General features: G+C 60.6%; 13 protein-coding genes and 1 riboswitch. Of the genes, 5 read left to right on the top strand and 8 right to left on the bottom strand.

Features of this window, described 5'->3' with window-relative positions:
- Positions 1-116: 116 nt before the first annotated feature.
- Positions 117-962, bottom strand: a complete 846-nt coding sequence (metF, locus tag B1722_RS17245) for a methylenetetrahydrofolate reductase [NAD(P)H] (RefSeq protein ID WP_003229047.1) — start codon at positions 960-962, stop codon at positions 117-119.
- A gap of 174 nt (positions 963-1,136) precedes the next feature.
- Positions 1,137-2,546, bottom strand: coding sequence for an adenosylhomocysteinase (gene ahcY, locus B1722_RS17240; protein WP_007959684.1), 1,410 nt, complete (start codon positions 2,544-2,546; stop codon positions 1,137-1,139).
- 23 nt (positions 2,547-2,569) lie between these two features.
- Positions 2,570-2,668, bottom strand: a riboswitch (S-adenosyl-L-homocysteine riboswitch).
- Positions 2,669-2,864: 196 nt separating this feature from the next.
- Here ahcY and B1722_RS17235 point away from each other — a divergent pair.
- A complete protein-coding gene (locus B1722_RS17235) occupies positions 2,865-3,272 on the top strand; it encodes an acyl-CoA thioesterase (protein ID WP_003229043.1) in 408 nt (135 codons plus the stop codon).
- 151 nt (positions 3,273-3,423) lie between these two features.
- Complete coding sequence (locus B1722_RS17230) at positions 3,424-4,329, top strand: formate/nitrite transporter family protein (RefSeq protein WP_086793620.1); 906 nt, start codon at positions 3,424-3,426, stop codon at positions 4,327-4,329.
- On the opposite strand, the gene B1722_RS17225 is transcribed toward B1722_RS17230, so the two are convergent.
- A complete protein-coding gene (locus B1722_RS17225) occupies positions 4,330-5,595 on the bottom strand; it encodes a sodium:proton antiporter (RefSeq protein WP_086793619.1) in 1,266 nt (421 codons plus the stop codon).
- Positions 5,596-5,746: 151 nt separating this feature from the next.
- Between B1722_RS17225 and B1722_RS17220 the strand changes: the two genes are divergently transcribed.
- Both B1722_RS17220 and B1722_RS17215 read left to right on the top strand, forming a co-directional pair.
- Positions 5,747-6,580 carry an EamA family transporter gene (locus tag B1722_RS17220; RefSeq protein ID WP_086793617.1) on the top strand — a complete coding sequence of 278 codons (834 nt, stop codon included), beginning with the start codon at positions 5,747-5,749 and terminating at the stop codon, positions 6,578-6,580.
- Positions 6,581-6,619: 39 nt separating this feature from the next.
- Positions 6,620-7,003 (top strand): MAPEG family protein, encoded by a 384-nt coding sequence (locus B1722_RS17215; protein WP_027610617.1) that lies wholly within the window; start codon positions 6,620-6,622, stop codon positions 7,001-7,003.
- 140 nt (positions 7,004-7,143) lie between these two features.
- Here the strand turns inward: B1722_RS17215 and B1722_RS17210 are convergent, their stop codons facing one another.
- A complete protein-coding gene (locus B1722_RS17210; RefSeq protein ID WP_086793615.1) occupies positions 7,144-8,328 on the bottom strand; it encodes a murein transglycosylase A in 1,185 nt (394 codons plus the stop codon).
- 128 nt (positions 8,329-8,456) lie between these two features.
- Here B1722_RS17210 and B1722_RS17205 point away from each other — a divergent pair, with 128 nt between their 5' ends.
- Positions 8,457-8,906 carry a cytochrome c gene (locus B1722_RS17205; RefSeq protein WP_041063443.1) on the top strand — a complete coding sequence of 150 codons (450 nt, stop codon included), beginning with the start codon at positions 8,457-8,459 and terminating at the stop codon, positions 8,904-8,906.
- Between the two features lie 178 nt (positions 8,907-9,084).
- Here B1722_RS17205 and B1722_RS17200 read toward each other — a convergent pair whose 3' ends face one another.
- The 4 genes from B1722_RS17200 to B1722_RS17185 all read right to left on the bottom strand — a co-directional run bounded on the left by B1722_RS17200 (position 9,085) and on the right by B1722_RS17185 (position 13,698).
- On the bottom strand, positions 9,085-9,480 hold the full coding sequence (locus tag B1722_RS17200; protein ID WP_041063442.1) for a DUF1090 domain-containing protein: 396 nt from the start codon (positions 9,478-9,480) through the stop codon (positions 9,085-9,087).
- A gap of 93 nt (positions 9,481-9,573) precedes the next feature.
- The gene (ligB, locus tag B1722_RS17195) at positions 9,574-11,250 is read right to left on the bottom strand and encodes an NAD-dependent DNA ligase LigB (RefSeq protein WP_086793613.1); all 1,677 of its coding nucleotides are present in this window, start codon (positions 11,248-11,250) and stop codon (positions 9,574-9,576) included.
- Between the two features lie 243 nt (positions 11,251-11,493).
- Positions 11,494-12,684 carry a methionine adenosyltransferase gene (gene metK / locus B1722_RS17190; protein ID WP_027610621.1) on the bottom strand — a complete coding sequence of 397 codons (1,191 nt, stop codon included), beginning with the start codon at positions 12,682-12,684 and terminating at the stop codon, positions 11,494-11,496.
- Between the two features lie 18 nt (positions 12,685-12,702).
- Positions 12,703-13,698 carry a metalloregulator ArsR/SmtB family transcription factor gene (locus B1722_RS17185; RefSeq protein WP_041063436.1) on the bottom strand — a complete coding sequence of 332 codons (996 nt, stop codon included), beginning with the start codon at positions 13,696-13,698 and terminating at the stop codon, positions 12,703-12,705.
- Between the last annotated feature and the right edge of the window lie 140 nt (positions 13,699-13,838).

Raw genomic sequence — 13,838 nt, 5'->3', positions numbered from 1 at the left:
CCAGAAAGTGCCTGCACAAGCTCTAATTCGGGGATTCAAAAGCAAAAGATCGCAGCCGCGACACCCCTGTAGGAGCTGCCGAAGGCTGCGATCTTTTGATTTTGCTTAGGTGCTTTTTAGCGCGGCAACTTCAGGTTATTCCAGATCGCCAGACTAGGCTCGGCCTGGTTCATGGAATAGAAGTGCAGCCCTGGTGCGCCACCTTGCAGCAGGCGTTCGCACATTTCGCTGACAACCTGCTCGCCGAAGCGCTGAATGCTCTGGCTGTCGTCGCCGTAGGCTTCCAGTTGCTTGCGGATCCAGCGCGGGATTTCCGCACCGCAGGCATCGGAGAAACGCGCCAGCTTGCTGTAGTTGGTGATCGGCATGATCCCCGGTACCACCGGAATGTCCACGCCCAGCGCCTGCAAACGGTCGACAAAGTAGAAGTAGCTGTCGGCGTTGAAGAAGTACTGGGTGATCGCGCTGTCGGCGCCGGCGCGGGCCTTGCGCACGAAGTTGGCGAGATCGTCTTCGTAATTGCGCGCTTGCGGATGCATCTCCGGATAAGCGGCAACTTCGATGTGGAAATGATCACCGGTTTCTTCACGAATGAATTCAACCAGTTCATTGGCGTGACGCAGCTCGCCGCTGGTCATGCCCATGCCGGACGGCAGGTCACCGCGCAGGGCGACGATGCGCTTGATGCCGGCAGCCTTGTACTCGTTCAGCAGTCCGCGCAGGTCGTCTTTACTGTCGCCGACGCACGACAAGTGCGGTGCGGCCGGTACTTTGACTTCGCTTTCCAGCTGCAGAACGGTGTTGAGGGTGCGATCACGGGTCGAACCGCCAGCGCCGTAGGTGCAGGAAAAGAAATCGGGGTTGTACGTTGCCAACTGACGGGCAACGTTGAGCAGTTTTTCATGCCCAGCATCGGTCTTGGTCGGGAAGAACTCGAAGCTGTAGCGACGGTCTTGGGACATGGTCATACCCTTGGAAACACGTAAGCCGGACGCTGTACTCCTGTAGGAGCTGCCGCAGGCTGCGATCTTTGAAGATCAAAAGATCGCAGCCTGCGGCAGCTCCTACACAGAGCGGTCAGCAGCGCCAGTCAGGCAACGCGGTGCGCAAGGCACACCGCGTCGACGCTCAGCCAATCAGTAGCGGTAAGCGTGCGGCTTGAACGGGCCTTCGACGGTCACGCCGATGTAGTCAGCCTGTTGCTTGGTCAGTTGAGTGACCACGCCGCCGAAGCCGCGCACCATTTCCAGGGCCACTTCTTCGTCGAGTTTCTTCGGCAGTACTTCAACGGTCAGACGCTCGGCTTTCTGGGCTGGCGACAGGTCGGCGTACTTCTGACCGAACAGGAAGATCTGCGCCAGTACCTGGTTGGCGAACGAGCCGTCCATGATGCGGCTCGGGTGACCGGTGGCGTTGCCCAGGTTCACCAGACGGCCTTCGGCCAGCAGGATCAGGTAGTCATCGTTCTGTGCATCGAACGCGCCCGGGCCGGTACGGTGGATCTTGTGAACCTGTGGCTTCACTTCTTCCCACGCCCAGTTCTTGCGCATGAAAGCGGTGTCGATTTCGTTGTCGAAGTGGCCGATGTTGCAGACAACAGCGCGCTTCTTCAGGGCTTTGAGCATGTTCGCGTCGCAAACGTTGACGTTACCGGTGGTGGTCACGATCAGGTCGATCTTGCCCAGCAGCGCTTTGTCGATGCTCGCTTCGGTGCCGTCGTTGATACCGTCGATGAACGGCGAAACCAGTTCGAAACCGTCCATGCAGGCCTGCATGGCGCAGATCGGGTCAACTTCGGAAACCTTGACGATCATGCCTTCCTGACGCAGGGACTGGGCGGAGCCCTTGCCCACGTCACCGTAACCGATGACCAGCGCTTGCTTGCCGGACAGCAGGTGGTCGGTACCACGCTTGATCGCATCGTTCAGGCTGTGACGGCAGCCGTACTTGTTGTCGTTCTTGGACTTGGTCACCGAGTCGTTGACGTTGATCGCAGGGATTTTCAGCTCGCCCTTGGCCAGCATGTCCAGCAGGCGGTGAACGCCAGTGGTAGTCTCTTCGGTCACGCCGTGAACGCGATCCAGTACTTGTGGGTACTTGTCGTGCAGCAGCTGAGTCAGGTCGCCGCCGTCGTCGAGGATCATGTTGGCGTCCCATGGCTGGCCATCTTTCAGGATGGTCTGCTCCAGGCACCACTCGTACTCTTCTTCAGTCTCGCCTTTCCAGGCGAAAACCGGGATGCCGGCGGCAGCGATGGACGCAGCGGCCTGATCCTGAGTCGAGAAAATGTTGCAGGACGACCAGCGTACTTCGGCACCCAGGGCAACCAGGGTTTCGATCAGCACGGCAGTCTGAATGGTCATGTGGATGCAGCCGAGAATTTTCGCGCCCTTGAGTGGCTGCTCGGAGGCGTACTTGCGGCGCAGACCCATGAGGGCCGGCATTTCCGACTCGGCGATGATGGTTTCGCGACGGCCCCAGGCAGCCAGGGACATGTCGGCAACTTTGTAATCGTTAAAATCTGCAGGCGTGATAACAGCGCTCATGAAGAGCCTCCATTCGTAATGTATGCGAATGGGCGCCGTTGTGCGTTTAGTGTCCGGCCGTGGCCAGTCAACGCCCCATCCGAGCCTGACAGGTTGATCCTGCTGCAGCGCCCCTCGGACAGGTGGCGGGAAAACGGTAGCAAGTGAAGGTTACCGTTTTGAAACGGGGGCGATTATAGCCGTCTAGACTGATCTTCCAAAGGGTTTCTGTCGGCCAGATGAAGATCGTTAATAGCGACCATAGTAGAAGGCTCATGGAGCCTGACCGCCCGGTCTGCCAAGATGGCGCCATCTTTCGGCAAACGCTCAGGAGTGAACATGAATTTCCACACCCGCAAATGGGTAAAACCCGAAGACCTGAACCCCAACGGCACCCTGTTCGGCGGCAGCCTGCTGCGCTGGATCGACGAAGAGGCGGCGATCTACGCGATCGTCCAGTTGGGCAATCAGCGCGTGGTGACCAAGTACATTTCCGAAATCAACTTCGTCAGCGCCTCGCGCCAGGGCGACATCATCGAACTGGGCATCACCGCCACCGAGTTCGGCCGCACCTCGATCACCCTGACCTGCGAAGTACGCAACAAGATCACCCGCAAGAGCATCCTCACGGTCGAGAAGATGGTCTTCGTCAACCTCGGCGAAGACGGCCTGCCGGCGCCGCACGGGCGGACCGAGATCAAGTACGTCAAAGATCAGTTCAAGGAAGATGAGCTCGTCACCAAGTAATGCAAGCCCTGTAGGAGCTGCCGAAGGCTGCGGTCTTTTGACTTTGTTTTGGTCGAGCAACATCAAAAGATCGCAGCCTTCGGCAGCTCCTACAGAACGTATTCCGAACGGCAAGGGTCGTAGCTAAAAGCCCCCACCCGGTTCCCACGCCATGACCACCCCGACAGACGGCAAGACCCCCAATCTCTCGACCGATGAACAACATGAAGTCGAGAAAAACCAGCCGCCTCGCGCAGCGGTTCTGCATGAAATCATCCGCACTCAGGGCGATCAGGAACTGGAGCGCAGCATCGCCGCGTTGTGGTGGTCGGCGCTCGCGGCCGGATTGACCATGGGCCTGTCGCTGATGGGCATGGGCCTGCTCAATTCACGCCTGCCCGAGGGCGACGAATTCAAGGTCATTGCCAGTTTCGGCTACTGTGCCGGTTTCCTCGCGGTGATTCTTGCCCGCCAGCAACTGTTTACCGAAAACACCCTGACCGCCGTCCTCCCGGTGATGACCAAACCGACCCTGGCCAATTTTGGCCGGTTGATCCGCTTGTGGGGCGTCGTCCTGTTCGGCAATTTGTGCGGGACGATTCTGGTGGCGTACGTGATGCTCGAGCTGCCGATCTTTGACACCAAGACCGATCACGCCTTCCTTGAAATCGGCCGCAAGGTCATGGAGAACCACGCCAGCCAGATGTTCGCCAAGGGCATCGTCTCCGGCTGGATGATCGCCACCATGGTCTGGATGATCCCGTCCATGGAGAGCGCGAAGATGTGGATCATCATCCTCATCACTTATCTGATGGCGTTGGGCGACTTCACCCACATCGTGGTCGGTTCGGCAGAAGTCTCGTACCTGGTGTTTGCCGGCGAGTTGCCGTGGAGTGATTTCTGGATGGTGTTTGCCGGTCCGACGCTGGCGGGGAATATCATCGGCGGCAGTTGCATCTTTGCCCTGATCAGCCATGCGCAGATCCGCAGCGAAAGCGGTGCGCCAAAGGAAACAGGCAAGGCCAAAGGGGCTGCAGATCAGGCCGAAAAGCCTGACCCGCAGCAGATCAGAAAATGATCAGTGGTGCGCGGGCTCGGCCGTGGTGGCCGGCTCGTCACGCGTGGCGTGCTTGACCAGTTTGCCGATGGTCAGACCCTGCAACAGGATCGACGACAGCACCACAATGTAGGTTATGCTCAGCAGCAGATCGCGCTCCGGGCCCAGCGGCAGGGCCAGCGCCAGTGCTACCGAAACGCCACCGCGCAAACCGCCCCAGGTCAGGATGCGGATGGTGCCGCGTGGCACTGTGCGCCAACGCCGCAGCAGAACGATGGCCGGGGCCACGGTGAGCAGGCGCGACAGCAGGATCGCCAGCGCCAGCAAACTGGCCGCCGCCACGTGCGCCCAGTTGAACGGCAGTAGCAACAGCTCCATGCCGATCAGCGCGAACAGCAGGGCATTGAGCATGTCATCGAGCAGCTCCCAGAAGCCGTCGAGGTACTTGCGGGTCATGTCGTTCATCGCCAGGTTGCGCCCCAGGTTGCCGATGATCAGGCCGGCCACCACCATCGCAATCGGCGCCGAGACGTGCAGCTCGGTGGCCATCGCCGAACCGCCGATCACCAGCGCCAGGGTCAGCATCACAGTGATCTGATGCTGCTGGACGCTTTTGATCATCCGGTACACCCCATAACCGATCAGCCCGCCGAACAGCACGCCGCCAAGGGCTTCATGAACGAACAGCATGGCCGTGGCGCTGAGAGTCGGCGTCTCACCCAACTGAGCGATGCCCAGCAGCACGGTGAACACCACGACCGCCGTGCCATCGTTGAACAACGACTCGCCGACGATGGTGGTTTTCAGCGGTTTCGAGGCATTGGCGGTACGCAGTACGCCGAGTACCGCGATCGGGTCGGTCGGCGAAATCAGCGCGCCGAACAGCAGGCAGTAGAGGAAGCTCACGTGCCAGCCGAACAGGGCAAAAATGTAATAGGCGAGGCTGCCGATCACGGCGGTGGCAATCAGCACGCCGAACGTCGCCAGCAGGCCGATGGGCCAGCGATAGCTGCGCAAATCGTTGAGGTTGACGTGCAGGGCGCCGGCGAACAGCAGGAACGACAGCATCCAGTTCATCAGCAGGTCGCCGAAGTCGATCTGGCCGATCAGTTGCTGCACGCGTTCTTCGAGGCCGGGGTAGCCGAGCACGCTCAGGCCTTGCAGCAACAGGGAGAACATCAGCGCGGTGACCATGACGCCGATGGTCGGCGGCAGGCCGATGAAGCGGTAATTGACGAAGGTGAGAAGGGTGGTGAGGCAGATAAAAGCGGCTACAAGTTCTAGCATCCGGGCTCCATTGGATGGGGGGAAAGACAGCGCCCCGATTCTTCGGCGCGAAAGTTGGATGGGCTGTTTCGGGGTGGGGACACAATCACGTCCCTCGGTTGGTCAGTGGTACGCATTGGTGTAGGGTCAACAAAAAATCAAGGAGTGGGACGTGGCGGCGACAGTTCTGGTGTTGATGGCGGCGCTGTTGCATGCGACGTGGAATACCCTGATCAAGTTCAGTGCCGAACGGCTGTTGGTGGTGGCGTGCATGGACACGGTGGCGCTGTTGTTCGTGGCGCTGGCCTTTCCATTCATCAGCCTGCCACCGGCGCACATCTGGCCGTGGATTCTGGCGTCGGCAGCATTCGAGCTGCTGTATCGCTATCTGCTGATCCAGGCTTATCGGGTCGGTGACCTCGGGTTGGTCTATCCCTTGATGCGCGGCTTGTCGCCGCTGGTGGTGCTGGCGCTGACCCTGATCTTCGCCGGCGAAGTGCTCACCACGCAGCAGATCTTCGGGATCATGCTGATTCCGCTGGGCATGGTCTGCCTGCTCTGGCAGGGCGGTGGTGGTAAACATTTGCCGTGGTCGATGCTGCCGGTGGTGGCGCTGATCGGGCTGTGCATCGGTTGCTACACCTACATCGATGGCCAGGCCTTGCGGCGCTGGTCGCATCCGCTGGATTACCTGGTCTGGGTCACGCTGCTCAGCGCCTGGCCGTTTCCGTTGCTGGCGTGGGTCGCCAAACGCCCGGCATTTCTGGTGTTCTGGCGCGAGCAATGGAAGCTGGGGCTGGCGGTCGGGTTCTGTGTGTTGTTCAGCTACGCTCTGGTGCTGTGGGCGATGCAGTTGGGCTCGATTGCCGAAGCGGCAGCGCTGCGTGAAATCAGCGTGATCCTGGTGGTGCTGTTCGGCATGCGGTATCTGAAAGAACCTTTCGGCAGGCCGCGGCTCTTAGCCTGTGGGCTGGTGCTGATCGGCATGCTGGTGATGAAGTTCTGACCGCCCGCCATTTCCAACACTCGAAAAAAGGACGGCGTTATGACGGTGGCTCTGTGGTGTGTATTGATCGCGATTTTCCTGCCGTATGTGTGCACGATCGTGGCCAAGGTCTCGGGCGGTTTCCGGCTCAGTGACAATCATGATCCTCGGGATTTTCTCGATAGCGTGGGCGGCGTCGCCCGACGGGCGCATGCGGCGCAGCTGAACAGCTTCGAAGTGATGCCGGCGTTTGCTGCCGCAGTGATTGTTGCGCATCTGGTGGGCACGGCGCAGCTGGTGACCGTGAATGTGCTGGCGGTGCTGTTTATCACCAGTCGCCTGCTGTACATCATTTGTTATCTGGCGGACTGGGCGATCTTGCGGTCGCTGGTGTGGTTTGTCGGGATGGGGCTGATTGCTGCGTTCTTCTTTGTATCTGTCTGATTCTCGGGTGCTGCTGCCGGCCTCTTCGCGGGCAAGCCCGCTCCCACAGGGGGCTTGGGTGTACACAGGATTTGTGCTCGCCATGGATACCTGTGGGAGCGGGCTTGCCCGCGAAGGCAATGGCTCAGGCGCCGAGGCGCTTAAGGTTTGTCCTTAACCGTGTCGGCGACCTGAGGCACTTGCGGCAACGCCGCACCTTTAGGCCAGAGCATCCAGATCTGCCCCTGCTGTTTCATGTCCCCGGCCAGTTGCCCGGCTGCGTCGCCGGTGCCCCAGAACAAGTCCGCGCGCACCTCGCCGGCAATCGCGCCGCCAGTGTCCTGCGCCGCGACCGGGCGAACCAGAGCGGTGCCGTCCGGACGGGTGGTCGACAACCACAGCAGACTGCCCAACGGAATCACCTTGCGATCCACCGCCGCGCTGTACCCAGCGGTAAGTGGTACGTTCAGTGAGCCACGTGGGCCTTCGTTGCTGTCCGGGTTACGGGTGAAGAACACATAACTCGGGTTGCTGCCCAACAGCTCCGGAATGCGCGACGGGTTGGCCTTGGCCCAATTGCTGATCGCGCTCATGGTCACGTCTTCTTTCTTCAACTCGCCCTGTTCCACCAGCCAGCGGCCGATCGGTCGGTACGGGTGGCCGTTCTGGTCGGCGTAGGCGATGCGCAGTTGCTTGCCGTCCGCCGTCTGAATCCGCCCGGAGCCCTGGATCTGCAGGAATTGCAGGTTCATCGGATCGGTCAGGTACGCCACCACCGGGGCTTTGACGCCTTTGGATTCGATGGTTGCGGCGTCGTCATACGGCTTGAGCACCCGACCTTCGAGGCGACCACGCAGGCGCTTGCCCTTGAGTTCGGGGTAAATGCTGTCCAGCGACACGATGATCATGTCTTCGGGCACGCCATATACCGGCACGTTGGCTGTTTCGGTGGGGGTCAGGCTGCCGGGGTAGACCGGCTCGTAGTAACCGGTGATCAGGCCGTTGGGGTTGTCGTGTTCGGCGCGCAACCCGAACACATCCAGGTTCTGCTTGAGAAACGCGCGAATTTCGCCGGCGCTCTGCGGCACGTTGGCGGCTGCCGCGCAGGTGCCACCCCAGATCGGATCAGCCTTGAGTCGGGTGCAGGCGCTGCGCCACGAGCCGAAACCGGCGACCAGATCGCTGTCGGACACCGCCGGCAGGGCTTCCCAGGTGGCGCTGGAATAAGTCGCCAAGGCGTGGGTTTTCGGTTTGGCACTGTCGCCGCCCGTGCAGCCAGCAAGGATTGCCAGCAGCGGCAGGGTTGCGATCAGCGGGTGACGCCAGGCCTTGAAACGGCTGTTCATGGAGTGATTCCTGTGCCGGTTGCCCGAGTGCTCCATGCGCTCGGGCAACCCGTATTTTTAATAGGACTATTGGTGTTTGACGGCGACGCGAGGATACTGGCCGCCGAATTCCGTGACCTGAAGCCACCATGACTCTTAAAAGAATTTCTGTTGTATTGCTGGCCTGTCTGACCTTGTCCGCCTGTGGCGGCGTCGATCCGAATTCGCCGCTGGGTCAACGTAAGGCGATCTTCAAGCAGATGCTCAAGACCGGTGAAGACCTGGGCGGCATGTTGCGCGGACGCATTCCGTTCGACGGGCCGAAATTCGCCGAAGGCGCGGTGAAACTTGATGCGTTGTCCCATGAACCGTGGAAGCATTTCCCGCAGGTGCGCGAAGAAGATCACACCAGCGCCAAGGACGATGTCTGGCTGCGTCAGGCCCGCTTTCAGGAATTGGCCCGTAACCTTGAGGCGGCCACCGGTGAACTGGTGATCGCCAGCAAGGTTCAGCCGTACAAGGCCGGCAACCTGGGACCGGCGGTGCAGAAAGTCGAAGATGCCTGCAGCGCTTGCCATAAAGAGTTTCGGGACCATTGATTGTCGGAGACTGCCGGACGACTGTGGCGAGGGAGCTTGCTCCCGCTCGGCGGCGCAGCCGTCGTAAACCCATTCAACCAAGTTGAGTCTGCTGCAGCGCCATTGAATGGAGTTGGGGCTGCTTCGCGGCCCAGCGGGAGCAAGCTCCCTCGCCACAGGACATCGCCCTCAATACGGGTTACTTGTCGATCTGGTCCAGCGCATCCTGCAGTTCTTTGCGCGACTCGGCGAGTTTGTTTTTGCGCTTGTCGATCTTCTCCGGATCACCTTTCTTCATCGCCTTGTCGAGATCCGCCTGACGCTTGCTGACTTCGTGCTTGGCTTCCAGCACCTTGTTCTCGCGTTCTTTCTTCAGGCCGGCATCGGTACAGTTTTTCGTCACTTCGTCCAGAGCGGTCTGCAGACCGGCCTGCTGATCGGTGTTGCCTCGGGATTTGGCTTGTTCGATCTGATTGATGATGCCCTGCTTCTTCGCGGCGCAACCGGTCAGGCCCGGTGCATCTTCGTCGGCCATCGCAGGTGCGGCCAAAACGCCACAGAGGGTCAGCAAGGCGAGCGGTGCAAGAAATTTCATAAAAGCTCCATGTGCGAAGGCAATCGGGTCGGTGGCACTGCGCTGTTTGAGCGTCTGACGTTCCTTCGGTTCCCGGCTGCCGGGATTGCGTGATCAGAAGCCGTCGATTCCGGCGGCGCGTAATGTGTCACTCAAGGCCAGCACCTGCGGGTCGCGGAAGAATGTGCTCAATTGCGCCGCGCGGCCCGGGCCGATTCCGGCCTCTGCCTGCCATTGTTCGGTGTCGCGTTGTGCCAGCACCTGCCACGAGTCGGCCAGTTGTGCCTGACCGGTGGGCGGTAAACCCAAGGCTTTGAGCCACTGGGTGAACGGCCGTTGGCGGGCGCTGTGAAAACTGTTGATCAGACGTGCGCTGCTGCGTTCGCCGAAGCCAGCAATGTTAGCAAGCTCTGGCTCGTCGAGGGTCAACCAATCCAGCAGGTTGTTCAGGCGGCCTGTTTCCAGAAGTTTCTCCCAGGTGCCGCGTCCGACATTCTGCAGCGCCAGCCCTTGCTTGCCACTGAGCCAGGTCAGGCGCGCGAGGAACTGGCTTTCACAACCGGGTGTCGGTTGCCAGCAGCTCAGGGCGTGGAAATCACGCTTGTCAGGAATATCGAGGGCGGCTCGTTCGGTAGTGCGCAGCACCACACTGTCGAGTCGCGGGATGGTCAGGCCGGCCAGGCTGATTGCCACATGATCACCGGGGCGGATGTCCAGCGTCTGCCAGCGCTTGAGGGAGCCGGCGCTGACGCGTTTGATCTCGCGGTCATCGAGCATCACCGGCGACAACTCCAATACCGGGGTGATGCGTCCACTGCGGCCGACCTTGAAATTCACTTTGCGCACCTCGGCCAGCGCTCGGGTAAACGGGTATTTCCAGGCGACGGCCCAGTAGGGCGCGCTTGCCTGCCAGCGCTCGGCCGGTGGGCGCTGGCTCTGGCGCAGGACAATGCCGTCGGTGGCGAAGGGCAGAGGCGATCGATACCAATGCTCGCGCCATTTTTGTGCGTCGGCAAAGTCGGCGATGGCCTGGCTGAATGGCGCCGTTGCGGCGAATCCCAAGGTTGCCAGCGTCGATATTCTTTCCGGCAGACTCGCCGGCCCTTGCGGCCAGTCCCAGACGAACAGGCCGATTCCGGCCGCCTGCTCGGCATTCAAGGTTTTGCGGTTCATCAGCCCGGCAACGGTGGCGCGGGCGTTGACGCTGCCGGCGCTGGCTTGCTCATGTTGCTGCAGGCGCCAGTAGAGTTCGCCTTGCACCAGCAAGTCCAGCGGTTGAGACAGTTGTTGCGGAATGGCAGCGATCTTTTGCGCCGACGCTGTCCAGTCCTGACCGCTGATCCCGTCGCCGCGACTGATCGCTTGCTGCAACAGGCCGCGACGGTAAATCAGCGTGACAGCCACGCCATCGACCTTGGGTTGTGCCCAGACATCCTGCCGATTCTTCAACCACGCTTGAACGGCAGCAGCTTCGTGAAGCTTGTCCAGACCGGTGTGGGCGACCGGATGCGCGACGGAGCCAGACACGCTGCGCAACGGTTCGGGCGCTGCGGGCTGCTGGAAGCACTGGCGCCATTGGTTGAGCCGCAGGCGCGATTGATCGTAGAGCTCGTCGGCAATCAGCGAGCGACCTTGGCGGTGGTAGGCGTTGTCCCATTGATCGATCTGCAGTTGCAGGGCCGAGATTTCAGTTTTTGCCCTGCTGGTAGACCAGTCGGGGCAGGCTGAGTAAGCGATCAGAGGGATGAAGCTCAGCAGAACAGCGGAAAACAGGCGCAGCGTGGCAAGCATTTTGAGCGTCCTTGCTCAGGGGGAATGTTTGAAGGCTAGGCGAGGATTGCGGGTCGGGTAGCCTGGGTGTTTTGCGGGGTGTTGCGCAGCGTTAAAGTCAAAAGATCGCAGCCTTCGGCAGCTCCTACAGGGGGATGCGTTGTGTAGGAGCTGCCGAAGGCTGCGATCTTTTAATCCTGGCAAGCATGAAAAAGCCCCGCACGGCGCGAACCGTGCGGGGCTTTTTTTGCAGCCGGGAAGGGCTTACAGACCTGCGGCGGAACGCAGAGCGTCGGCGCGGTCGGTTTTTTCCCAGGTGAAGGTGGAGAAGGTGTCTTCGCCAACCGTCTTGGTCTGCGGAGCACGACCGAAGTGGCCGTAGGCTGCAGTTTCCTGGTACATCGGGTGCAGCAGATCCAGCATGGTGGTGATTGCGTATGGACGCAGGTCGAACACTTCACGCACCAGTTTGATGATCTTGTCATCGCTGATCTTGCCGGTACCGAAGGTGTTCAGCGAGATCGAAGTCGGCTGAGCGACACCGATGGCGTAGGACACCTGGATCTCGCAACGCTCGGCCAGGCCGGCAGCGACGATGTTCTTGGCCACGTAACGGCCAGCGTAGGCCGCCGAACGGTCAACCTTCGATGGATCTTTACCGGAGAACGCGCCACCGCCGTGACGGGCCATGCCGCCGTAGCTGTCGACGATGATCTTGCGACCGGTCAGACCGCAGTCACCTACCGGGCCGCCAATGATGAACTGGCCGGTCGGGTTGATGTGGAACTGGGTGTCTTTGCTCAGCAGTTCGGCAGGCAGCACGTGCTTGACGATCAGCTCCATCACGCCTTCGCGCAGGTCTTTGTACGACACTTCAGGGTTGTGCTGGGTCGACAGTACAACGGCGTCGATACCGACCACCTTGCCGCCTTCGTAACGGCATGTCACTTGCGACTTGGCGTCCGGACGCAGCCACGGCAGCAGGCCCGATTTGCGGGCTTCGGCCTGGCGCTGCACCAGCTGGTGCGAGAAGGTGATCGGCGCTGGCATCAGCACGTCGGTTTCGTTGCTGGCGTAGCCGAACATCAGGCCCTGGTCGCCGGCGCCCTGATCTTCAGGCTTGGCGCGGTCAACACCCTGGTTGATGTCAGGGGACTGCTTGCCGATGATGTTCATCACGCCGCAGGTCGCGCCGTCGAAGCCGACTTCGGAGCTGGTGTAGCCGATGTCGCAGATCACGTCACGAACGATCTGCTCCAGGTCGACCCAGGCGCTGGTGGTCACTTCACCGGCCACGATGGCAACGCCGGTCTTGACCAGGGTTTCCACGGCAACGCGTGCGTGTTTGTCCTGGGCAATAATGGCGTCCAGCACCGCATCGGAAATCTGGTCGGCGATTTTGTCCGGATGTCCTTCAGACACGGACTCGGAGGTGAAGAGGGAGTATTCGCTCATCTCGATGTTTTCCTGAATTTACCGATGGTGAGTGTCGCCAGCCGGTCGCTGAAAGTGGCGAACCTGGATCTGGAAACCATTACGTAAGCCTACATAGAGGCTGTCCCCGGGAACGAGTCCCGCAGCGGTGGCCCAACGGGCCAAATCGTCCTGTTCAAACCCCAACCACAGATCACCGCAGGCCTCCCTGGCCCAACTCTGGTTGTGGCTACATAACTCTGTCACGAGCAGGCTACCGCCCGGTTGCAGCAGGCCGGCCATGTGCTTGAGCGCTTCGGCCGGCGCGGCGAAATGGTGCAACACCATGTTCAGTACCACGCAATCGGCCGTCAGGCTTGTGCCATTCAATGCATCGGCCAATTGCAGGCTGACGTTAGCCAGCCGTTCACGTTCACATACCTGACGCGCCAGTTCGAGCATCGCCGGGCTGTTGTCCAGCGCGGTTACGGTGCCGAAGCGGCGGGCCAGTTCCGGCAGAAAAGCACCATCGCCGGGGCCGACTTCAATGGCCGTGGCAGCACCATTGAAGTTCAGTTTGTCGAGCAGGGCCAGCACGCTGTCGCGGTACTGCGGCAGGCCTGCGATCAAGTCTTGCTGGGCGCGGAATTTCTCTGCGACCCGGGCGAAAAAATCCTGGCTGGCGGCTTCACGTTGTCCGTGGACCTGAGCGATGCGTGCCTGCACGTCCTCCGGCAGCGCCAGATTGTCGACTTCTTCTAACAGTGCTGCATGCAACTTGCCGCCCAGCAATTCAGTGTGGGGCAGGGCGCGGCGATAGAAAATCGCGTTGCCCTCGCGGCGCGTCGCTACCAGATCGGCCTGGGCCAGCACCTTGAGGTGGTGGCTCATGCCTGACTGACCAATGCCGAAAATCTGCGCCAGCTCCAGTACGCCGAACGAGTCGTTGGCCAGCGCGCGCAATACATTCAGGCGCAGCGGGTCGCCACCGGCCTTGCACAGGGCCGCCAGCTCGTCGCAATCGTCATGGCGAATGGAAGGCACGCGTAAGTTCATGGGGCAGCAGTCTAGTGACGGTGGGAAATCGCTGCAAGGGCAATATCAAAAAGTTTTGATATTGCTCGATAGATGGCACTTCTCACTGACTGGTTAACTCTACAAACGAACAGCGGAAAGGTTTCACCAGACGAAACCGC

Source organism: Pseudomonas sp. SCPG-7, assembly GCF_002156405.1.
Classification (GTDB): domain Bacteria; phylum Pseudomonadota; class Gammaproteobacteria; order Pseudomonadales; family Pseudomonadaceae; genus Aquipseudomonas; species Aquipseudomonas parakoreensis.
This window is presented reverse-complemented; position numbering and strand designations above follow the sequence as displayed.